Annotated in this window: 17 protein-coding genes and 1 tRNA gene; 12 read left to right on the top strand and 6 right to left on the bottom strand. The window is 73.0% G+C overall.

Annotation, left to right across the window (positions count from 1 at the left end; all coding sequences use genetic code 11):
* Window positions 1–238 precede the first annotated feature (238 nt).
* From ACGFIR_RS28520 to ACGFIR_RS28510, 3 genes are all read left to right on the top strand, one after another.
* A complete protein-coding gene (locus ACGFIR_RS28520) occupies window positions 239–1,519 on the top strand; it encodes an AAA family ATPase (RefSeq protein WP_393148277.1) in 1,281 nt (426 codons plus the stop codon).
* A gap of 1,008 nt (window positions 1,520–2,527) precedes the next feature.
* On the top strand, window positions 2,528–2,854 hold the full coding sequence (locus ACGFIR_RS28515; protein WP_393148275.1) for a helix-turn-helix domain-containing protein: 327 nt from the start codon (window positions 2,528–2,530) through the stop codon (window positions 2,852–2,854).
* Between the two features lie 466 nt (window positions 2,855–3,320).
* A complete protein-coding gene (locus tag ACGFIR_RS28510) occupies window positions 3,321–4,547 on the top strand; it encodes a tyrosine-type recombinase/integrase (protein WP_393148273.1) in 1,227 nt (408 codons plus the stop codon).
* A gap of 68 nt (window positions 4,548–4,615) precedes the next feature.
* Here ACGFIR_RS28510 and ACGFIR_RS28505 read toward each other — a convergent pair.
* Both ACGFIR_RS28505 and ACGFIR_RS28500 read right to left on the bottom strand, forming a co-directional pair.
* A tRNA-Pro gene (locus ACGFIR_RS28505) sits at window positions 4,616–4,689 on the bottom strand.
* Window positions 4,690–5,073: 384 nt separating this feature from the next.
* On the bottom strand, window positions 5,074–5,967 hold the full coding sequence (locus ACGFIR_RS28500; RefSeq protein WP_392997921.1) for a metallophosphoesterase: 894 nt from the start codon (window positions 5,965–5,967) through the stop codon (window positions 5,074–5,076).
* A 25-nt stretch (window positions 5,968–5,992) separates the two neighbouring features.
* On the opposite strand from ACGFIR_RS28500, the gene ACGFIR_RS28495 reads away from it, so the two are divergent.
* Window positions 5,993–6,448 (top strand): GatB/YqeY domain-containing protein, encoded by a 456-nt coding sequence (locus ACGFIR_RS28495; RefSeq protein WP_392997922.1) that lies wholly within the window; start codon window positions 5,993–5,995, stop codon window positions 6,446–6,448.
* Window positions 6,449–6,531: 83 nt separating this feature from the next.
* Here ACGFIR_RS28495 and ACGFIR_RS28490 read toward each other — a convergent pair whose 3' ends face one another.
* Window positions 6,532–8,973 carry a penicillin-binding protein gene (locus tag ACGFIR_RS28490; RefSeq protein ID WP_393148271.1) on the bottom strand — a complete coding sequence of 814 codons (2,442 nt, stop codon included), beginning with the start codon at window positions 8,971–8,973 and terminating at the stop codon, window positions 6,532–6,534.
* A 405-nt stretch (window positions 8,974–9,378) separates the two neighbouring features.
* Here ACGFIR_RS28490 and ACGFIR_RS28485 point away from each other — a divergent pair, with 405 nt between their 5' ends.
* Window positions 9,379–9,699 carry a WhiB family transcriptional regulator gene (locus ACGFIR_RS28485; protein ID WP_132238543.1) on the top strand — a complete coding sequence of 107 codons (321 nt, stop codon included), beginning with the start codon at window positions 9,379–9,381 and terminating at the stop codon, window positions 9,697–9,699.
* 51 nt (window positions 9,700–9,750) lie between these two features.
* Here the strand turns inward: ACGFIR_RS28485 and ACGFIR_RS28480 are convergent, their stop codons facing one another.
* The 3 genes from ACGFIR_RS28480 to ACGFIR_RS28470 are packed head-to-tail and all read right to left on the bottom strand — an operon-like array spanning window position 9,751 to window position 12,643.
* Window positions 9,751–10,902, bottom strand: a complete 1,152-nt coding sequence (locus ACGFIR_RS28480; protein ID WP_392997924.1) for an ArsA family ATPase — start codon at window positions 10,900–10,902, stop codon at window positions 9,751–9,753.
* Between the two features lie 53 nt (window positions 10,903–10,955).
* Entirely contained in the window at window positions 10,956–11,933 is a 978-nt protein-coding gene (locus tag ACGFIR_RS28475) for an ArsA family ATPase (protein ID WP_393148269.1), read from the bottom strand.
* Window positions 11,934–11,959: 26 nt separating this feature from the next.
* A complete protein-coding gene (locus ACGFIR_RS28470) occupies window positions 11,960–12,643 on the bottom strand; it encodes a hypothetical protein (protein ID WP_393148267.1) in 684 nt (227 codons plus the stop codon).
* A 308-nt stretch (window positions 12,644–12,951) separates the two neighbouring features.
* On the opposite strand from ACGFIR_RS28470, the gene ACGFIR_RS28465 reads away from it, so the two are divergent.
* From ACGFIR_RS28465 to ACGFIR_RS28435, 7 genes are all read left to right on the top strand, one after another.
* Window positions 12,952–13,410, top strand: a complete 459-nt coding sequence (locus tag ACGFIR_RS28465) for a hypothetical protein (protein WP_392997927.1) — start codon at window positions 12,952–12,954, stop codon at window positions 13,408–13,410.
* A 46-nt stretch (window positions 13,411–13,456) separates the two neighbouring features.
* A complete protein-coding gene (locus tag ACGFIR_RS28460; protein WP_013736319.1) occupies window positions 13,457–13,612 on the top strand; it encodes a DUF4177 domain-containing protein in 156 nt (51 codons plus the stop codon).
* Window positions 13,613–13,688: 76 nt separating this feature from the next.
* Window positions 13,689–14,150 carry a RidA family protein gene (locus ACGFIR_RS28455; RefSeq protein ID WP_393148265.1) on the top strand — a complete coding sequence of 154 codons (462 nt, stop codon included), beginning with the start codon at window positions 13,689–13,691 and terminating at the stop codon, window positions 14,148–14,150.
* A gap of 120 nt (window positions 14,151–14,270) precedes the next feature.
* The gene (locus ACGFIR_RS28450) at window positions 14,271–15,098 is read left to right on the top strand and encodes an MBL fold metallo-hydrolase (protein WP_393148263.1); all 828 of its coding nucleotides are present in this window, start codon (window positions 14,271–14,273) and stop codon (window positions 15,096–15,098) included.
* The gene (locus ACGFIR_RS28445) at window positions 15,095–18,679 is read left to right on the top strand and encodes an adenylate/guanylate cyclase domain-containing protein (RefSeq protein ID WP_392997930.1); all 3,585 of its coding nucleotides are present in this window, start codon (window positions 15,095–15,097) and stop codon (window positions 18,677–18,679) included. Before ACGFIR_RS28450 ends, ACGFIR_RS28445 begins: the two co-directional genes overlap by 4 nt.
* Before the next feature lie 126 nt (window positions 18,680–18,805).
* Complete coding sequence (locus tag ACGFIR_RS28440) at window positions 18,806–19,276, top strand: hypothetical protein (protein ID WP_393148261.1); 471 nt, start codon at window positions 18,806–18,808, stop codon at window positions 19,274–19,276.
* A gap of 31 nt (window positions 19,277–19,307) precedes the next feature.
* Window positions 19,308–20,813, top strand: a complete 1,506-nt coding sequence (locus ACGFIR_RS28435) for a protein kinase (protein WP_393148259.1) — start codon at window positions 19,308–19,310, stop codon at window positions 20,811–20,813.
* Window positions 20,814–20,920 lie beyond the last annotated feature (107 nt).

Below are 20,920 nucleotides of genomic sequence, written 5' to 3'. Positions count from 1 at the left end.
ACCCGGGTCCGACCAGCACCGATCCCACCCTCTACCCGACGAACGGGAGTCACGCTGTGACCGCCACGAGCAACGGCAGAAGGGACCGCCTGACGGCGGACTCACCACCACCACCGACCACGCCGGCCGATCTTCGAACCCGGGTGTCCGACCACCACAACCGGCTGAAACACCCCGCAGCGCCGCGACGGGCGGACCTGATCCCGCTGCGCTGTGTTTCAGCCGGTCTGACCCGGAGATGCCTTCCGCGCCGGACGGTCTGGACGGCGTTGCCGCTGGGTCCGGCCCGGATGGCGAACCGGTTTACGAAACGGCCGGCGCGGATCAGGGTGAGCCCGCCGCGTCTGCCCGCCGCATCCTGCTGACCCCGGCCTCTCAGATCAAGATGAAGCCGGTCGCGTGGACGTGGACCGACCGCATTCCGTCCGGTGCGCTCACGGTGATTCCCGGCCGGGAGGGCATCGGCAAGTCTCTCACCCTGGCGTGGCTCACCGCGCAGATCACCCGGGGCGTTCTGCCGGGCCGGCACTACGGCACCCCGCGCCCGGTCATCTACGCGGCCACCGAAGACTCGTGGTCGCATACCATCGGCCCGCGCCTGTTCGCCGCTGGTGCCGACCTGGACCTGGTGTACCGGGTCGACGTGCAGCACGACGGCGGGTTCGACGCGCTCACCCTGCCGCGCGACTGCTTGGCTCTCGGCCGGGAGATCACCCGTCTCGGCGTGGCACTGCTGGCCGCCGACCCGCTGCTGTCCCTGATCCACAGCTCGATCGACACGCACCGGGACCGCGACCTACGGACCGCGCTTGAGCCGCTGGTGAACATGGCCGACCGCACCGGGTGCGCGGTGGTCGGCCTGGCGCACTTCAACAAGTCGGCCAGCGCCGACGCGCTCAACCTCATCACCGGGTCGCGGGTGTTCTCTGCCGTCGCGCGAGCGGTCATCGCCATCGCCCGCGACGACGAGGCCGGCGACGGCTCGTGCGTCATGAGCCAGGCGAAGAACAACCTCGGCCGCCTCGACCTGCCCTCGCTGCGGTACGTCGTCGAGTCGGTGGAGATCCCCACCGACGAGGGACCGGCCTACGTCGGGAAGCTCACCGTCACCGGAGAGTCCGACCGGTCGGTATCGGACATCCTCGGCGACGGCGCGGCCGGCGGCGACCGCGAGGACCGCCCTGAACGAGACGAGTGCGCCGCCTGGCTGGCCGACTACCTCATTGCCCAGGGCGGCGAGGCTGCCCGCGAAGACGTGCTCAAGGCCGCCCGCGCCGCCGGCTTCGCCGAAGCGACGCTCAAGCGCGCCCGCACCCGCGCCCGCGTCACCACCACCCGCGCCGGCTTCCCGTCCCGGTCGATCTGGCAACTCAACCCCGGTGACGGACCGTCACCGACGCTGCCAGTCAGCTCACAGTCGGCGCAGTCAGCTCACCTCACGAAAGCTGAGCCGACTGGCCTGACTGAGCCGACTGGCGCTCTCACTGGCCGAACTGGTCACGTTCCGTCACCCCGCTAGCCGTCGCCAGGTGTCAGCGCTGTCAACGCCTGTCAACACCGGGCGTTGACAGCCTGACACCGGCACTGAACAGCACAAACACGCCGATCACGTGAGTATCAACGTGTCAACGCCCCCACCACCGTTCGCGCCGGCCCACAGCGGCCAGGCTGGCGCGAACCGGCTCGTTCAGAGCCACACAGCACCCCCTAACATCCGCCGACCCCGGATCTTGGCTCCACGGCGCTTTCATCGGCCCGCCCTACGCCGTTCTGTCGGGCCGCCCGATCCGCCCTCCACAGAGACAGAGCACGGGCGGACGGCCGGCACGGGCCGCCTCAGCCGCCTGACGCAACCCCGCCGGCAGGCTTCCGTCACCCGTCCGGACGCCGGTCAACCGGCGAAAACGTGCCCGCGTCGGCCCCTAGCCCTAGGACCACGCCCCTCCTAGACCTAGGACCGCCCCTAGGACCCGACACCGCCCACCACCAGCGACCTAGGGCCTAGGACCACCCACCCACCACCCGCGACAACGCCCGAAAGGAGCGACCAATGACCACCCGCCACCACCTAGCCGACCCGCGACGGAAGCCACCTGGCGACAACCCCGGTTGTCACCACACCGCCCAGCTCGACCGCGGGCGCTGCGTCACGCCCAGGTGGCTTTCCGCCGGCGGCATCCGTCACCCGCCACCGGTTCGCGGCCCGCCCGCGACCAGTCGCGCCGACGCGACCCACGCCGCGACCGGCACGGACAGCAGCAACACGGCCAGGTCGCGGGTCGCGGCCACCACCACCCACCCGCCGAACCGACCCGCCGCATGGGTTCAGCCGGCCACCGGCCGCGCCCGCAACCGATAGCGGGCCGGACAGAGGTAGCGCGAACGCTACCCCGGCCGCTACCGGGCCTAGCAGTGCAAACGGCCGGAGGCAGCGGGTAGCGCCACCTCGCCGACAGCCCGAAAACCCCCTCTACAGCCCTCAACCGACCTGCGACAGCCGCTACCGCTACCCCAGGAGGAAGCACCCGTGAGCACGGTCATCCCGTTCCCACAGCGCCCCACCCCGACCGACGCGGGGGGCATCTCCACCGGCCGGCTCGCGCCGGTCGCTCGCGCCGTCTACACCGTCGCCGAGACAGCGCACATCCTGTCCCTGTCGCTCGGATCGACCTACGCCCTTGTCCGTCCCGGCGAGATCCCCGCCATCAAGCTCGGCGGCCGGTGGCTCATCCCCAAGCGCCGACTCCACCAGTGGCTAGACGAGCTGCCCGAGGCCACCACCGAAGACGTAGCCGCCGAGCTGGACCGCCTTGACCGCCAGGAGCAACGCAAGCGCTGCCGCAACGGCGCATGACAGCCAGTCGGGCCGCTAGGTCTAGCCCCGCCACCCGCTAGACCTAGCGGCCCCGCTAGCGGCCCACACCCGCCGCGACCTGGCACCTAGCCGCCTATCCCCACCACCGGCCACCGGCCCACCAACACGGCTTAAACACCGCTGCGGAGTGTTCCAGCCAGGGTTAGCCGTCGCGCCACGACGCACAGCAGACAGGCGCGAGATGCGCGCTCCGTGACCGGATTAGCCGGCCCTACAGGCCCCGCCGAGGGTGCTAGCCCTAGCACCCCGACCTGCTAGCGCTAGCAGAGGTGCTAGCAGCAAATCCCCGACCCCGCCAGCGGCCTAGCAGATAGCAGCCCACCAGCAGAAACAGCCCGAATCCCGACCCAAGGCGAATCGGCACCGCCGCAAGCACTGCTAGCTAGCCCACCAACCGACCCGACCGCAAATTACACACCGTGACCCGCAGGGGAGATCTACAACCGTGGGATTCGTTATCCGAACCGACGCCGGCACCTACCGCGCGAACTGGCGCGACGCCACCGGCCGGCAGAAGGCCAAGACCTTTCCGACCAAGCGCCAGGCGAGAGACTTCCTCGCCGAGACGGAGGCGGCGCTTAGCCGGGGCACCTACGTGGACCCGCACGCCGGCCGCGTGCTCTTCGAGGTCTACGCGGCCAAGTGGACCGCCGGCCGCAACGACGAGGTGGTGACCATCGCACGCGACGCCTCGGTGATGCGACACCGGGTGCTGCCCCGCTGGGGTGCGGTCCCAGTGGGCCGGATCAACCACTCCGATGTGCAGCAGTGGGCGACCGAGCTGGGTCAGCGCCTGGCCCCGGCGACCGTCCGGGAGTGCTGCCGCCTCCTGCGGGCCGTGCTGGCGCTGGCCGTCCGCGATCGCATCATCGCGGAGAACCCGGCCGATGGAGTGCGCCTGCCGAAGCGCCGCCGCGTCGACGCTGACGAGCAGGTCATTACCCGAGAGGCGTTCGCAGCGCTGCTGCCGGAGATCCCCGAGCGCTACCGGGCGTTGGTAGCGGTGGCGGGCGGCACCGGGCTGCGCTGGGGTGAGTGCGTGGGCTTGACGTGGGACGTGATCGACCTGGACAAGGCCACGGTCAAGGTCGGTCGGGTCGGTGTAGAGGTGGCCGGCACGGTGACCTTCAAGCCCTACCCGAAGTCGCGGGCGGGCCGGCGTTCGGTGCCGCTGCCGCCGTTCGCGATGCGGGAGCTGCGGCGCCACCGCGAGGCCGTTACGCCGGGCGCGGCCGGCGAGGTCTTCACCAACGAGGCGGGCGGATCGATGCGCCGCACCGTGTTTCGCGCCTGGATCTGGCGACCGGCGCTCGTGCGCGCCGGACTTCTCGGCCAGGTCGTCCAGGTCGGCCCTCGCGTGTGGCGCGCGACCTGGCGGGACCGCGACGGCAACGAGGTCAGCGAGGAACTTCGAACCGCCCGCGTGTCTCGCATGGCACAAGGCGGGCTGCGCTTTCACGACCTGCGGCACTCGTACGCCACCTGGCTCATCACGGACGGCGTGCCGCTCAACGACGTTGCCCGCGTGATGGGGCACGAGCAGATCTCGACCACGCTCGACCGCTACACGCACGCGTTCGAGGCTGGCGCGGACCGGGTGCGGGAGTCGTTCGCTGACTTCCGACCAGAGCGACGACCAGGACGGCGGGCCGGCAGCGGCGTAAACCGATGAGCTAGATCACGGCGGACATAAAGAAAGGCCAGGTGAGATGCCCTCTCACCTGGCCTTTCTCATCTCGGTCGGGGTGGCCGGATTCGAACCGACGACCTCTTCGTCCCGAACGAAGCGCGCTACCAAGCTGCGCCACACCCCGAGGCGTGCCGACAAATAGTAGCCCACCCTGCTCGGGGGTCAAACTCGGTACCCCCACCGCTGGCGCGAGCCCTGCCTGGGCCACGCGAGACCCGTCGGCACCGGGCGCACCGGCGCCTGATGTCGTAAACGATTCAGCTCGACAGGGCGAACAACGCCCACGCCCGACCCGACGCCGCACGCTCTCGCCGGCAGCCCGGGATCTCGACCGCCGAGCCTGCCTCACGCAGGCCCACCAACCCGGGCACCGCCGGCCCGGGCCAATCGGCGCCCGGCCCAACCGACCCGGGCGCCGAGGCCCGCCCGCCCGGCCCACCAACCGGCCGCAGACCGGGCCGCCGGACACGCAGGCGCCCGGCGGCCCGGCAGACCGCAGCCGTACGGGTCAGCGGGGGATCAGGGTGAGCACGCTCGCCTCCGGCGGGCAGGCGAAGCGGACCGGCGCGGTCGGGTGGGTGCCGAGCCCGGCGGAGACGTGCAGCCACGAGTCGGAGCCGGGCCAGCGGTGCAGGCCGCGCGCCATGGAGCGGGGCAGGCCGCAGTTGGTGACCAGCGCGCCGACCCCCGGTACGCAGACCTGGCCGCCGTGGGTGTGCCCGGCGAGCAGCAGCCCGAAGCCGTCGGCGGCCATCCGGTCGAGGACGGCCGGCTCGGGGGAGTGGGTGAGCGCGATCGACAGGTCGGCGGCGGGCGGCACCGGCCCGGCCACGGAGTCGTAGTCGTCCCGTTCGACGTGCGGGTCGTCGACGCCGAGCAGCTCGACGGCCCGGCCGCCGGCCTTGACGGTGGTGCGGGCGTTGTTCAGGTCCGCCCAGCCGGCGCTGACGAGGATGTCGCGCAGCTCCTCGTGCGGCAGCTCGACGCCCTCCGTGTACTCCCGGTCGGGCAGGAAGTAGGTGAAGGGGTTCTTCCAGACCGGCCCGGTGTAGTCGTTGGAGCCGAAGACGAAGGCTCCCGGGTAGTCGAGCAGCGGCTGGAGGGCGCGCAGCACGCCGGGCACGGCGTCGGGGTGCGCCATGTTGTCCCCGGTGACCACGACCAGGTCGGGGTCGAGCGCGGCCAGCGACGCCACCCAGCGCTGCTTGCGACCCTGGTCGGGCATCATGTGCAGGTCCGACAGGTGCAGGACCCGCAGCGGCTCCGCGTTGGCCGGCAGCACCGGCACGTCGTACCGCCGCAGGGTGAACATGTTGCGCTCGACGAGTGACGCGTACGCCAGGGTCGCCGCGCCGAGGGCGGCGGTCCCGGCCGCGAGCCGGAATAGTGTGCGCTTTCGCATGCCGTTCAGGGTAGTTTCACCGTCCATGAGCACGCTGAAGGACCGTCTGACCGCCGACATGCGCGCCGCCCTGAAGGCGCGCGACGAGCTGACCACCTCGACGCTGCGGATGGCGCTGGCCGCCGTCGGCACCGCCGAGGTCGCCGGCAAGGCCAAGCGCGAGCTCACCGACGACGAGGTGCTCGCGGTGCTGACCAGGGAGGCGAAGAAGCGCCGGGAGGCCGCCACCGCCTTCGGCGACGCCGGCCGCACCGAGCAGGCCGCGAAGGAGGTCGCCGAGGGTGAGGTGCTGGAGCGCTACCTGCCGAAGCAGCTCTCCGACGGCGAGCTGACCGAGCTGGTCGCGGGGGCGCTCGCCGCGGGCGGCTTCACCGGCAAGGCGCAGATGGGCCCGGCCATGAAGGCGGCCCAGGCGGCGGTGGCCGGCCGGGCCGAGGGGGGTCGGGTCGCCGCGGAGGTACGCCGACAGCTCGGCCTCTGACCCGGAGCACACCGACCCGCGTACGCGAAACGGGCGGGCACCCCGCGAAGGGTGCCCGCCCGTGGCGTTTTCGTACGGCCGGCTCAGCCGCCGGGGCGACCCGGCGGTCGGCCGGGAGTGCCCGGCCTGGTGTTGTCGGGCGGGGTGCCCGAGCCGGGGGTGGCGCTGCCGCCGCCGGCGCTGATCTGGATGGTCACCACGCCGCCCTTGATGGTGCGGCCGTCGGGGCTGGTGCCGGCGGCCTTGCCGGCGGGGCAGCTCGACGGGACCTTGACGTCGGAGATGACCGCGTCGAAGCCCTCCGCCTCGATCCGGGACTTCGCCTGCTGCGGGTCCAGGCACTTCACGTCGGGGATGCGGCGCTGGTCGCCCTCACGGATCTTCTGGCCCGGGGGCTCGAAGTTGATCCGCTTCTTGCCCTTCATGGCGTCGCGCAGCGTCTCGTAGACCGGCGGGTTGATGCCGTCCTTCTGGTTGTGCTTCATCTTGACGTTGGTCTGCGGCCAGTCCGGGTCGGCCATGATGCCGGCCACCGCGTACTGCTTGGTCATCGCGACCAGGGAGGCGGTCTTCTCCGAGTCGGTGGTGCCGGACTTGCCGGCCACCGGCGCGTTGACGATGCCCCGGACGTTCGCGGCCGTACGGCTGCCGCCGCACTTGCTGGTGGAGGAGTTGTCACCGACCGGGCAGCGGGCGGCGTCGACGGCGGCGCGGGCCACCTCGGTGCTGACCCGCTTCTCGCAGCGCGGGTTGGCGACGTCGAGCTTCTTGCCCTCCGGGTCCTTGATCGTCTGCACCGGGATGGGCTCGCAGTACTTGCCGTCCGCCGCGAGGGTGGCGTAGGCGTTGGCCAGCTCCAGCGGAGTGGTCTGCGAGACACCGAGGGTGAAGGCGCCCCACTGGTGCGCGGCCTCCTTGGTGCCGCTCAACCGGAGATCCTCGGTGGTGCGGAACTGGATGCCGAGCCGCTTGGCCACGTCGACCACGTTCTCCGCGCCGACCTGCTGCTGGAGCGGCACGAAGTACGTGTTGATTGACTGGGCGAAGGCGCTCCACATGTTCTGCACGCCGCCGGCCTTCTTGCCGGAGTTGGTCGGGCAGTACAGGTTGGTGCCGGGGCAGGCGGCGGGCCCGGGCTGGATCTTGTATTCCGACCGGAACTGCTGCGGCGCGTTGATCGTGTAGCCGAGCGGGATGCCCTTCTCCAGCGCGGCCACGATGGTGAAGATCTTGAAGGTCGAGCCGGCCTGGTAGCCCGTGAGGCCGTCGCCGCCGGTGAGCAGCGGGTTCACCGTGTTCGGGTAGTTGCCGAGCTTGTCCTTCTTGCGCTGCTTGGGATCACTGTGCGGCTTGTTGGCCGGCTTGTTCGGGTCGTCGAGCTTGAAGTTGCGGTTCACCGCCAGCGCCCGCACGTAGCCGGTGCCCGGCTCGACCACCGCCACCATGGCGGCTTCCTTGCTCTTCTCCGACTTCGCCTTGCGGACGGCCTTGTCGGCGGCCCGCTGGGCCTGCGGGTCCAGCGTGGTGACGACGGTGTAGCCGCCGCTCTTCAGCCGCCGCTCCCGGTCGTACGAGGTCGAGCCGAACGTCTCCTGCCCCATCCACCAGCGGTAAAAGTAGTCGCAGAAGAAGCCCCAGCCCTTCTCGTTGGTCGAGACGCAGCCGTTGGGGGCCCGCTTGCCGGTGACCTTGAGCTGGACGGCCTTCGCCGCGTCCGCCTCCTGGCGGGTGATGGCGCCGGTCTCGACCATGTTCTCGATGACGTAGTCGCGCCGGGCGACCGCCGCCTTGTAGCCGCTCTTGGTGGTCGGGTCGTTGGTGCTCGGCGCCTTGACCATGCCGGCGAGCATGGCCGCTTCCTCGATCTTCAACTTGCTCGGCGGCTTGTTGAAGTAGACCTGGCTGGCGGCATAGATGCCGTACGCGCCGTTGCCGAACGCGGCGATGTTCAGGTAGCGCTCCAGGATCTCGTCCTTGGAGAGCTCCTTGTCGATCTGGAGGGCGTAGCGCATCTCGCGCAGCTTGCGGGCGCTGGTGTCCTCGGTGGCCGCCACGACGTCCGCCGGGTGGCTCGCCGAGTAGGCGATGGCGAGGCGGACGTACTGCATGGTCAGCGTCGAGGCGCCCTGCTGGCTGGACGCGTTGGACTGGTTGTTGACGAAGGCCCGGGCGATGCCGTTGAGGTCCACGCCGTTGTGCTTGTAGAAGTCGTGGTCCTCGGCGGCGATGATCGCCTTCTGCATGATGGGCGCGATGTCGGCCAGCTTCACGTCGCGGCGGTTCTCGTCGTACATGGTCGCCAGCGGGGTCTTGCCGTCGGCGGCGAGCAGGTAGCTGATCTGCGGCGCGCGGGCCACCGTCAGCTCCTTGGGCAATGCGCCGAAGGTCTCGGCGCCCGCCTTCGCGGCAAGCCCGGACATCGCCACCGCGGGGAAGGCCGCCGCCGCGACCACCACGCCGGCCAACAGGCCACATATGAGTAGCGATGCGGCGTTGGTCAGCACATTGTGGTCACGTTTCCGCATCCAGGTCACCTCGACAGGGTACGCGAGTAGGGAACGAGGGGCGCTGGGGCGTTCTTTCCCCATTTCCTGCGCGCGCCGACCTCGTTGTGCTAAACGCATGACCCCCGGTAGGTGGTTGCGTGGATCCGGCGCCGAGTCTCCCTCCTGCCGGAGGGGGCCCGCAGCGTTTTCACGGACTCCGACGGGGTAACCGGCGGTCGCGAAGCCCGGGAAGCCGGGAGTGTCCGGAATGATGGATTTCGCCGACAACGTTGCGTAATCAGTCGACTACAGAGCATGATGGTGGCGGCGACAGCGCCACATGTCGTCCGTGCCGCCTTGGGGAAGGCAGGCCGGGCGCTCGGGGGGAATTGCCGGCTGGTCCGCGACGGGGTCGGTAGGTACTGCAAGGGGGGACGTGTACAGATGGGCATGATCACTGACTGGCCGTCGCTGGCGGCGTGTCAGAACGGCGACCCGGACGCGTTGTTCGTACAGGGCGCCGAACAGAACGTGGCGAAGCGGATCTGCCGGAGCTGCCCAGTTCGGTACGAGTGCCTGGCCGACGCGCTGGACAACCGGATCGAGTTCGGCGTGTGGGGCGGCATGACCGAACGCGAACGCCGCGCGCTCCTGCGCCGTCACCCGCAGGTGGCGAGCTGGCGCAAGATGTTCGAGGCCGCGATGAAGAAGAACGCCAAGGACAAGACCGGCAAGGACAAGATCCTCGTCACCACCGCCGGCTGAGCGGCGGCGTCGGAAAGTCCTGACCTGCTGCCATCCGGGCGCAGGCGGCCGTCACGGCCGGCTGATCGCCGTACCGATCGTCCGCAGCCCGTCGACGTCGTGCACGTCGGCGGGCTGCGCCGTGACCGACACGGCCGGCACCGCCGGGAACGCCTCGGTGAACCGAGCCGCCACCTGCCGCTCGCGTACCGCCTGCTGGGCCAGCGCGGCGTGGGCCCGCAGCACGTCGACGGTGCCCTCGTGCCCGCCGAGGTCGGCCAGCCGCTCCGCGGCGGCCAGGCTCTCCGCCGCGTCGAGGCCGGGCACCGCCGAGCGGTGCACCCGGTTGAGCACCAGGCCCGCCAGCGGCATCTTCTCCTCGCGCAGCCGGCCCGCGAAGTAGGCGGCCTCCCGGACCGCGTCCGGCTCGGGCGCCGCGACCAGCAGGAACGCCGTCTCCCGCGCCTGGAGGATGCGGTACGTCTGCTCGGCGCGCTGGCGGAAGCCGCCGAACATCGAATCCAGGGCGGCGACGAAACCGGAGAGGTCGGTCAGCAGTTGTGCCCCGAGCACCTTCTGCACGACCTTGGAGAACATTCCGAACGAGGCCGTGACCAGGCTGAACATGCTCCGACCGCCGGTCCGCGCCGGGGCCAGCAGCAGCCGCAGCATCCGCCCGTCGAGGAAGCGGGACAGGCGGGCCGGGGCGTCCAGGAAGTCCAGCGCCGAGCGGGACGGCGGGGTGTCCACCACGATCAGGTCCCACTCGCCCCGGGCGTGCAACTGGCCCAGCTTCTCCATCGCCATGTATTCCTGCGTGCCGGCGAAGGTCGAACTCATGGCCTGGTAGAACGGGTTGGCGAAGATCTCCGCCGCCTTCGCCGGATCGGTGTGCTGGAGCACCACGTCGTCGAAGGTGCGCTTCATGTCGAGCATCATGGCGTGCAGCTCGCCGCCGCTGGCCTCGACGTCGATGCCCTTGACCTGGCGCGGGGTGTTGTCCAGCTCGGTCAGCCCCAGCGACTGGGCCAGCCGGCGGGCCGGGTCGATGGTGAGCACCACCGTGCGCCGGCCGTGCCGCTCCGCGGCGCGCAGCGCGAGCGCGGCGGCCGTGGTCGTCTTCCCCACCCCACCCGCTCCGCAGCACACCACGATCCGGACGCCCGGATCGGCGAGGATCTGGTCGACGTCCAGTTGCGGCGCCGCGTCTTCGGAAGGCACCAATCGAGCGTATCGGGCCGGTTCGCTCCGCGCGCCGTGCCGGTGACAGGTGTGAGTCAATCGGCCCGGACGAGGGCCTCGGCGAGCCGGTCCAGGCCGGCCCGGTCCACGCCGTCGGGCAACAGCGGCAACTCCGTCATCGGCAGCCCCAGCTCCACCAGGTCGGTCCGGAGCGAATCCTCCAGCTCACGGCGTACGGCCTGGTCGCGTGCCTCGGCGGCCAGCCCGGCGACGGTGTCCCGATCGGTCGGCAGCCCGGCGGCGCGCAGCCCCCGCTCCAGCTCGGCGGCGGCCACCACCCGCCCCGCGGGCAGCGGCGGCCGGGCGCCGTTGACGATCACCCGCCCCACCGGGAAGCCGAGCTGGGTCAGCTCGGCGATAGCGTCGACCGTCTCCTGGACCGGCATCTCCTCCAGCAGGGTGACGACGTGCACGGCGGTGATCGGGGAGCGCAGCAGGGCGGCGACGCCCTCGCTCTGGGTCTTGATCGGGCCCACCTTGGCCAGCCGGGCCGTCTCGGCGGTGACGTTGAGGAACCGGCCGATCCGCCCGGTGGGCGGCGCGTCCAGCACCACGGCGTCGTACGCGCGCCGCTGCCCGTCGGTGCGGGTGGTGGCCTCCTTCACCTTGCCGGTGAGCAGGACGTCCCGCAGGCCCGGGGCGATGGTGGTGGCGAAGTCGATCGCCCCGAGCTTGCGCAGCGCCCGGCCGGCCGCGCCGAGCTTGTAGAACATGTCGAGGTACTCCAGCAGGGCCTCCTCGGCGTCCACCGCCAGGGCCCGCACCTCCCCGCCGCCCGGCGCGTCCGTCAGGTGCCGCTCCTCGTACGGCAGCGGATCGGCGCCGAAGAGCTGGGCGACGCCCTGCCGCCCCTCGACCTCGACCAGCAGCGTGCGCCGGCCACCGGCGGCCAGCGCCAGGGCCAGCGCCGCCGCGACGCTGGTCTTGCCGGTGCCGCCCTTGCCGGTCACGACGTGGAGGCGGGCCGGCCACTTCGTGCCGGCCGGATCGGCCGGCGACTCTGCTGCACGCACCCGTCGAGCCTATCCAGGCCGCCGGCTCAGGCGACCTCGCAGACCCACCAACCCGTCTTCTTCACCACGGTGAACCGCAGGTCCTGGTCGGCCACCTTCTCGTCGGCGGTGGTCATGGTGACCTTGGTGGTGACCGTGGCGCGCTCGCCGGTCTGGTTGTCCACCTGGGGGGTGCTCCACCGGAACCGGGGGTTCTGGTAGGCCGACACGTGCTTCTCCACCTCGGCCACCTTGGCGGCGATCTTCTTCTCGTCCCGGGACGAGGCGCAGACCAGCCCGGCGGCCCGGTCCGCGTCGCGCTCCTGGTAGACGGCCTTGAGGAACTCGTCCACCGCCACCGCCGGCTCCTTGGCGCCCTCGCCGCTCTCGGCGTTGCGCAGCGTCAGGAACGCGACCACGCCGCCACCGGCGCAGAGCAGCAGGATCACGGCGAGGGCGATGGAGGCGATGAGCGCGCCGCGCTTCTTCTTCGGCGCGGCGGGCGGCTGGTAGGGCGGGTACCCGGCCGGGGGAGGCGGGATCGACGGGTCACCGGCGGTGGCCGGGCCGGCGGCCGGGCCGGGCGGGCCAGCGGCCGGGCCGGGCGGTACGGCGACTGGGCCGGGCGGTACGGCGGTCGGGCCGGGCGTCTCGGCGGCCTCGGGAGCCGGTGGGAAGCCCGGCTGGTCGGCCGGCGGTCCGACGGGGCCACCGTTGGGTGGTTGGGTCATCTCATCCCCCGGGTTGCGACGTCGTCGCCTGGGGGCGACGAGCGTGATCGAGCTGGCGGCGAGCCGGCGAGCGCCCGTCCGACCGGAAGGGTAGCGGTCGGTTCACGCCTGCGGGGGGCGGCGGGTGCCGTCAATTTCCTTACCCGCACTGTGTCGCATATGTGACTTTGCGTGATCGCATGTGCGCGTCCGGTTGTCGCGACTGTCGCGGCAGACCTACGTTCTCACCGGCGCGGGGGGCGGGCCCCGACGATGTGCCCGGGCCCGCAGGCGATGACGTGACCAGGTACGACGCCCGGAGGCAAGGCATGCGCGACGTGGACAACACCCCTCGAGCCCAGTTCCCGGGCGGCCGGGCGCGGCGGCCCGGCTCCCCGGGTGAAGCCGAGGGCGGCGCCGGCCTGCCCATCAACGAACGGTCGTACCGGCGGCTCGCCGAGCCCGCCGAGGTGCTGCGCCCCGGGGGCCGGGACGAGGAGGAGCCCGGGTTCGTCATCCACCTGCCGATCCGGGTCGCCGACCTGAAGGCGGCCACGGCCCTGGCCGGTACGGTCGCCACCTCGCTGAGCTTCCTGGCCGAACTCGACGCCGGCGAGACCACCGTGTCCAGCACGGACGACCAGAACAACCGGCACCGGGTCTTCTGCGACCTCCTCCTGCCCGACCGCTCCCGCTGCCCCCAGCCGTACGAGCACGGCGGCCCCTGCGGCGAGGTGTCGGCGCCCCCGGAGCAGCGTCCCGCGCCCCGCCCGTCCGCCGGACCGTAGGCTGTGCCCCGAGAAGTCGAACTCCATCCGAGGGAGCCCTCCACCTATGCAGAAGTGGGAATACGCCACGGTCCCGCTGCTGGTCCACGCGACCAAGCAGATCCTCGACAACTGGGGTGAGGACGGGTGGGAACTCGTCTCCGTGGTTCCCGGTCCCAACCCAGAGCAGCTCGTCGCCTACCTGAAGCGGCCGAAGGCATGAGCGAGCGGAGCGAGCGAATCATCCTGAACGGCGCGTCGGGGCCTCATGACGCCGCCGAGCGCAGCGAGGTGGCGGCATGAGTAACGGCCCACACGCGAAGCTCGCCGAACTCGGGCTCACGCTGCCCGAGGTGGTCCCGCCGCTGGCCAGCTACGTGCCGGCCGTCCAGTCGGGGCAGCACGTCTACGTCTCCGGGCAGTTGCCGATGGTCGAGGGGAAGCTGCTCGCCACCGGCAAGGTAGGCGCCGGCGTCTCCGCCGAGCAGGCCAAGGACCTGGCCGAGCGGTGCGCGCTCAACGCGCTGGCCGTGATCGACTCGCTGGTCGGCCTGGAGAACGTCGTCAAGGTCGTCAAGGTGACCGGCTTCGTCGCCGCCGCCTCCGGCTTCACCGCCATCCCGGGCGTGATCAACGGCGCGTCCGACCTGTTCGGCGCGGTCTTCGGTGAGGCCGGCCGGCACGCGCGCAGTGCCGTCGGCGTCGCCGAGCTGCCCCTGGACGCCCCCGTCGAGGTCGAGGTCATCGTCGAGGTCGCCTGACCCCGCGCCGCCTCCCCGCGATCCTGCGTCTCGCCCGGCAAAAGCCGTGAAGTGGGACGTATCCACAGCCGGATCTGCAAGATCGCGGGGAGTGGCCGGCGGGGCCGTACGATCGCAGCCATGACCGGGCACTTCACCGCGCCGGCGGCGACGCTCGCCGGCGAACTGCCGGACTGGGTGACGCTGCTGCGTGCCCCCAACCCGGGGCCGATGACGCTCGACGGCACCAACACCTGGGTGCTGCGCGCCCCCGGCCAGGAGCACGCCGTCGTCGTCGATCCGGGCCCGGCCGACGAGGGGCACCTCGCCGCTATCGCCGCACAGGGCCCGATCGGCCTGGTGCTGATCACTCACGGCCACCCCGACCACACCGACGGCTCGCGCCGCCTGCACGAACTGCTCGGCGGGGTGCCCGTACGCGCCGCCGACCCGGCGCACACCATCGCCGGGCAGCCGTTGACCGGGCCGGGGGAGGAACTCGGCGGCCACGGGCTGGGCGTACGCCTCGTGCCGGCCCCCGGGCACACCGGCGACTCGGTCTGCTTCCTGGTCGAGCACGGCGACGAGCGGGTGGTCCTCACCGGCGACACGATCCTGGGCCGGGGCACCACCGTGGTCGCCCACCCGGACGGGCACCTCGGGGACTATCTGGCCAGCCTGGAGCTGCTCTCGACGTACCGGGGGATCGCGGCGCTGCCGGGGCACGGCCCGGCGCTGGCCGACTGCGGCGCCGCCGCGGACTTCTACCTCGCCCACCGCCGCGCCCGACTCGACCAGGTCAGGGCGGCGGTCGCCGCGGGCGCCACGACCGCCGCGGAGGTGGTCGCGGCGGTCTACGCGGACGTCGACCGATCGCTGTGGTGGGCCGCGGAGTGGTCCGTGCGGGCCCAACTGGAATACCTGGGCCGGGAATCCGGCGGAGGCGCCGCGGGGTTGGAGCAAGCGTGACCTGCCCGGTGTGCGGAACCGTCGCCGTCCCCGGCGGGCGGTTCTGCCACAACTGCGGCGCCGCCCTCCCGGCCGCCGCGACGCTGCCCGCGGCCGAACGCCGCGTGGTGACGGTGCTCTTCGGCGACCTGTCCGACTTCACCTCCTGGTCGGAGGACCTCGACCCGGAGCGCGTCGGCGCGGTCACCGACCGGGTGCTCGCCGCGCTGGCCGGCGCCGTGAAGACGTTCGGCGGCCACGTCGACAAGCTCACCGGTGACGGGATCATGGCGGTCTTCGGCGCGCCGGTCGCGCACGAGGACGACGCCGAGCGGGCCGTGCGCGCCGCGCTGTCGATGCAGCGGGCCGTCCGCCGGGTACTCGACGACGAGCGGGGCGGCGGCGCGCCGCTCGGCCTGCGGGTCGGCCTGAACACCGGCGACGTGATCGCCGGCATCCAGGCCGCGATCGAGTACACGGTCATCGGCGACACCGTCAACACCGCCGCCCGGCTGGCCGATGCCGCCGCCGTCGGCGCGGTCTACGCGGGGGCGCGGACCTCCGCCGCCACCCGGCACGTCGCCTCCTGGCGGGCGCTGCGTCCGCTGCGGCTCAAGGGCAAGCGCGAGCCGGTCGAGGCGTACGAGCTGCTCGGTCTCCTCGACGCCCCGGGCACCCGCTCCGGTCTCGGCGACGAGGCCCCCTTCGTCGGCCGGGAGACCGAGATCGGTCGGGTCGCCGGTCGGCTGGCCGAGGTTATCGACCGCGCCGAGCCCCGGGTGCTGCTGATGACCGCCGAGGCCGGGATCGGCAAGTCCCGCTTCGCCGCCGAGGTGGAACGCCTCGCGGCCGGCTACGACGTCGGCGCCGGCCGGTACGCCGCGCACACCGGCGCCCGCGTGCTGTCGGTGCGCTGCGCCGCGTTCGGCGAGCGGCGCCGGCTCGCGCCCCTGGCCGACCTCGTCCGGGCGGCGGTCGGCCTGCCCAGCGACGCCGCCACCGCGCTCACCCGCCCGGCCGTCGAGGAACGCCTGCGCCGCCTCGCCCAGCGACTCAGCCGCTCCGGGGAGCCGGCGCCCGTCGCCACCGACCAGCTGCTGGCCCTCCTCGGGTACGCCGAGCTGCCCGGTGGCGGCCCGGCCGAGCAGGGCGAGTGGGGCACCGCGCAGCCCGCCGACGCCGAGGCGGTGCCGAACGCGGTCGCGGACCTGCTCACCGGGCTCGCCGGGGAGGCGCCCCTGGTGGTCGTCGTCGACGACCTGCACGACGCCACCGCCGAGACCATCCGGGCGCTCGGGGTCACCCTCTCCCGGATCGCCGGACCGGTGCTGGTGCTGCTGCTCGGCCGGCCCGAACTGGTCCGTACCGCCGGGGCGCTGACCCGGGTCGCGGACGCCGAGGTGCACGCGTTGCCGCCGCTGCGCGGCGCCGACGCGGCCCGGCTGCTCACCACCTACCTCGGCGGCGGCCGGCTGCCGCAGGCCGACGCCGACCGGCTGCTCGCCACCGCCCAGGGCAACCCGTTCTACCTGGCCGAGCTGGTCACCCTGCTGATGGAGCGGGGGGCGCTGACCGCCGTCGTCGACCGGCGCTCCCCGAACCCGGGCAGCTGGCGGCTGGCACCCGGCTCGCTCGGCAGCCGCCTGCTCTCCCGCGACCTGGCCGCGGTGCTCGCCGCGCGCATCGACGCGCTGCCGGCGGAGGCCCGCTCCGTGCTGCGCGACGCGGCGGTCGTCGGCGACACGGTGCCGGACGGGGCGCTGGAGGCGCTGCGCGAACAGCGGGCCGGCCGCGACGGTCGCCCGGCGGCGGTGGTCGCCGTCGAGTTGGAACGGGCGGTGGAGGAGCTGCTGCAACGCCGCATGCTGCACCGCACCCGCAGCGGGTACGCCTTCGCGACCCCGTTGATGCGGGAGGCCGCGTACGCCGGGGTGAGCAAGGCGGAGCTCGCCGAGCGGCACGCCGCGCTCGCCCGGTGGGCCGCGGCGGACCCGCCGACGGGCGCGGGCATGCCGGGCGGATTCACCGAGGCCACCCGTGACGTCTTCGTGGCCCAGCACGTCGAACGGGCTGCCGCGCTGGCGGACGCGGTCGGGTTGCGGCCGGACGCGCCCGCGCGGGCCGTCGTCGGCCTGGGCGTCAGCGCGCTCGGCCGGGCCGCGCGTCGTTCGTTGCAGGCGGGCGAGCCTGCGCTGGCCGTGGAGTACGCCGACCGCGCCGCCGAGCTGGCCCGCGACGGGGTGCCGGTGGCCGACCGGGTGGTGCACGCGCGGGCGCTGCTCCAGGTCGGCCGGCCCGCCGACGCCCTCGCCTCCGCCGAGAAGATCGCCGCCAACGCCGGCGACGAGTCCGCCGTGCGGACCAGCGCGCTGCTGCTCGCCGGGCAGGCCCACCAGACCATGGGCGACCAGGCGCGGGCGACGGCCTGCTGGCAGGAGGCGTTGCAGGTGGCCACGGCCGGCGGGCTGCCGACGCTGCGCGCCTCGGCGATGCGTCGCCTCGGCATGGCCGACTTCATCGAGGGGCGCCTGGGCCAGGCCAGCAGCCGGCTCGCCGCGTCGTACCAGCTGAGCCTCCAGGCGCAGGACCGCCGGGGGCAGGCGTGGTCGTTGCAGAACCTGGCGTGGGTGACCACCACCCGGGGCGACTTCGCCGGCACCGATGCCGTGCTCGGCCGGGCCGCGCGCCTCTTCGCCGAGCTGAAGGACCCGTACGGGCGGGCGTGGCTGCGCGGCACCACCGCGTTCGCCCGACTGCTGGCGGGCCGGCTGCGTGAGGCGTGCCGGATGGCGCAGGTCTTCCTGCCGTTCGGCGAGCGGGTCGGCGAGGCGTGGGCGGTGGGCACGTTGCGCGCGGTCGAGGCGTTCGCCACCGCCGAGCTGGGCGAGCTGGCCGAGGCGGACCGGGGGGCCCGCAGGGCGTACGGGGAGTTCGTCGCCGCCTCCGACGACTGGGGGCGCGGGTTCGCGCTGGTCGTCCGGGGGGTCGTGGCGCGTGGGCTGGGCGAGCCGGGGCACGCCGTCGACCTGCTCACCGACGCCCTGACGTACGCGGAGCGGACGTCGCACCCGCTGCTCACGGGGATGGCCGGCACGCTGCGCGGGTTCGTGGCGCTGGATCTGGGCGACTGCGAGACGGCCGAGCGGGACGCCCGTTCGGTGCTGACCGCCGTCGAACCGCACAACCCGCAGGCACCCGCCCAGGTGGGGCCCCGGGTGCTGCTGGCCACCGCCCGGCTGGCCGCCGGCGACTCGGCGACCGCCGTCGGGCTGCTCGCCCCGGTGGCCACCGCCGCCGCCACCGGGCCCTCGCTGCTCTTCTCCCGCCGTCAGACCATGGCCCGCTACGCCTCCGCGCTGCTCGCGCACGGCCAGTGCGAGCAGGCGCTGGACTGGGCGCGGCGGGCCGTCACCGCCCCGTCGGAGGACGTGCGCAGCCAGGTCGTGGCCGCGAGCGTGCTGGCCGAGGCGCTCGCGGCCTGCGGCCGGCCGGAGGAGGCGCTGGCCAGCGCGGAGGAAGCGGTCCGCCTCGCGTACGCGACCGAGCAGCGCAGCGAGCGTCCCGCCGCCGACGCCCTGCGCGCCCGCCTCGCCACCCCCTAGTCCGCCGCCCGGAATCGACAAAGCTCTGACGATTCTGGGGATGCGGTGTGTCGGGGGTGGCCGATAGCGTGTCAGGTCCGAGGGGCGGTCGGCCGTGCGACCGTGTGGGTCTGGGGGAGGGCCGTGATGAGGTTGCCGCGTTCGGCCGCCGGGTGGACGATCGCGGTCTTCGGCGTGCTGGCCCTGCTCATGGGGGCGATCGGGCTCGTCTGGCCGGAGGCGCTGCTGCACCTGCTCGGTCTAGAGGTGCCCGCGACGCGCGCCCCGGGCGACCACACCGGCACCTTCCTGACGGCCTCCTCGATGGCCTCGTTCAACATGGGGGTCTACTACCTGCTCGCCACCGCCACCGAGTGGCGCCCGTTCTTCCGCTTCACAGTGGTGTTCCGGCTGGTCACGTTCACGGTGTTCAGCATCGCGGTGCTGACCGACGTCGCGCCGGGGCGGTTCTTCGGGGTGGCTGTCTGGGAGGCACTCGGCGCGGTGGCGACCCTTGTCGGGCTCCGGTGGGACGACCGTCGCGCGGCTTCCAAGGCGGAGGGCGGCGGGAGTGTTCTCACCGCCGGTGCCGTCCCGGCCACTGATGCGGTTCGTTGAGCCGCCGGCCCGGTTGGGTATTTTCAGAGCTGTGACCGAGACCCCGCCCGGTGCCCTGCCGGTGCCCATCGTGCCCGGTCTGACCGATCTACACGTGTTTGCCAGGGGTGGCTACGCGACCATCTACAAGGCGACCCAGATCTCGGTGGGGCGCGAGGTCGCGGTCAAGGTGGAGAACCGCACGCTCGACAGCGAGCACGACCAGGCCCGCTTCCTGCGCGAGGCGCGGGCGGCCGGGCGGATGTCGTCCCACCCGCACGTGGTCGACCTCTTCGACGTCGGGGTCACGATCGACCAGCACCCTTATCTGATCATGGAGCTCTGCGACGGCTCGTACGCCGAGCGGATGCGGACCTCGCCGCTCGGGCCCGCCGAGGCGCGCGACCTCGGGGTCAAGATCGCCGACGCGATCGCCCACTCGCACGCCGCCGGGGTGCTGCACCGCGACGTCAAGCCGGCGAACATCCTCCACTCGCACTTCAACTCCGCCGTGCTGGCCGACTTCGGGCTGGCGGTGGTGGCCGAGATGCGTGACGCCTCGGTCGCCCTGGAGGTGCTCACCCCGGCCTACGCGCCGCCGGAGATGTTCAACCACGCCCCGCCGTCGCCCGCCGTCGACGTCTACGCCCTCTGCGCCACCCTCTACGCGGTCATGCACGGTCGGCCGCCGCGCTGGCAGTCCGAGCGCAATCCCAGCCTCGTCACGGTGCTGGAGATGTTCCACCAGCCGGTCCCCGGCCTGCCCGGGGTGCCGGTCGAGATGATCGACGTGCTCCGGGCGGGGATGTCCAACGATCCCGGTGAGCGGCCCTCGGCCGTCGAGTTGCGTGACCTGCTGGCCGGCCTGCCGCTCGGTCCGGCCGGCTCCCCGGCGGGCGGCACGGGAGTGCCGGGACCGATCAGCGGCGGGCACGGCCCCGTCGGCCCGTACGCCGTCGACCACGTCTCCCAGCCCGCCCCGCGACAGCCGGTGGAGGATCTGCACCCCACGGTGCCCGCGGCCGGCCGGCGGCGTCGGCGGCGCTGGTTCCTCGGTGGTGCCGGGATGGTCGCGCTGGCCGCCTCGGCCGGCGCCGGTGCCTGGCTGGGCGGCGCGGTGTTCAACCCCGGCCCGGCGCCGCCGGCCGAGGTGGTGGCGACGAGCGCGGTGCTGCCCGCGTGCGCCCTGACGGCCGGGCTGCCCGCCGGCGCGGGCTGCGCCGACGAGCTGGAGTGCTTCGGGCCGATGGAGGTGCGCGGCGCGCGGGCCCGGGCGGCCCGGGTGCCCTGCGACGGGCAGCACACCTGGGAGAGCTACGCCCAGGGCAGGCTCCCCGACACCCTGGTGGGTGCCGACCACGACAAGGTCAGCGCGGACGCGACGGTACGCAAGGTCTGCAACGAGACCACCTTCCGGCTCACCAGCGGGATCAGCTACGCCGACGGCTGGAACCTGGAGGTGCTGCCCCCGGCCGGGGCGGACGCCGACCGGACGTACCGCTGCCTGGCCGGGCGCGGGCTCGACGCGCTCGCCTCACCCACCCTCACCGGGCGCTGAAGCGCTCGTCGGCCCGACGCGACTCCTGCGCGCTCGTCGGTCCGGCGCTGCTTCTGCACGGTCGCCGGTCCGGCGCCGCTCCCTGGGCGCTCGCTGGTCCGGCGCTG

Origin of the sequence: Micromonospora sp. NPDC049051 (assembly GCF_043197575.1) — a bacterium.
GTDB lineage: Bacteria > Actinomycetota > Actinomycetes > Mycobacteriales > Micromonosporaceae > Micromonospora.
Note: the sequence above shows the minus strand (reverse complement) of the source record. Positions and strands in the feature narration are given on the sequence as shown.

Coding starts and splice junctions, on each gene's coding strand:
- ACGFIR_RS28500 (WP_392997921.1), bottom strand. CDS start 5,967: ATGCGAAAGCGCACACTATTCCGGCTCGCGGCCGGGACCGCCGCCCTC.
- ACGFIR_RS28470 (WP_393148267.1), bottom strand. CDS start 12,643: ATGACCCAACCACCCAACGGTGGCCCCGTCGGACCGCCGGCCGACCAG.
- ACGFIR_RS28485 (WP_132238543.1), top strand. CDS start 9,379: ATGGGCATGATCACTGACTGGCCGTCGCTGGCGGCGTGTCAGAACGGC.
- ACGFIR_RS28440 (WP_393148261.1), top strand. CDS start 18,806: ATGAGGTTGCCGCGTTCGGCCGCCGGGTGGACGATCGCGGTCTTCGGC.
- ACGFIR_RS28465 (WP_392997927.1), top strand. CDS start 12,952: ATGCGCGACGTGGACAACACCCCTCGAGCCCAGTTCCCGGGCGGCCGG.
- ACGFIR_RS28495 (WP_392997922.1), top strand. CDS start 5,993: ATGAGCACGCTGAAGGACCGTCTGACCGCCGACATGCGCGCCGCCCTG.
- ACGFIR_RS28460 (WP_013736319.1), top strand. CDS start 13,457: ATGCAGAAGTGGGAATACGCCACGGTCCCGCTGCTGGTCCACGCGACC.
- ACGFIR_RS28490 (WP_393148271.1), bottom strand. CDS start 8,973: ATGCGGAAACGTGACCACAATGTGCTGACCAACGCCGCATCGCTACTC.
- ACGFIR_RS28520 (WP_393148277.1), top strand. CDS start 239: ATGCCTTCCGCGCCGGACGGTCTGGACGGCGTTGCCGCTGGGTCCGGC.
- ACGFIR_RS28450 (WP_393148263.1), top strand. CDS start 14,271: ATGACCGGGCACTTCACCGCGCCGGCGGCGACGCTCGCCGGCGAACTG.
- ACGFIR_RS28455 (WP_393148265.1), top strand. CDS start 13,689: ATGAGTAACGGCCCACACGCGAAGCTCGCCGAACTCGGGCTCACGCTG.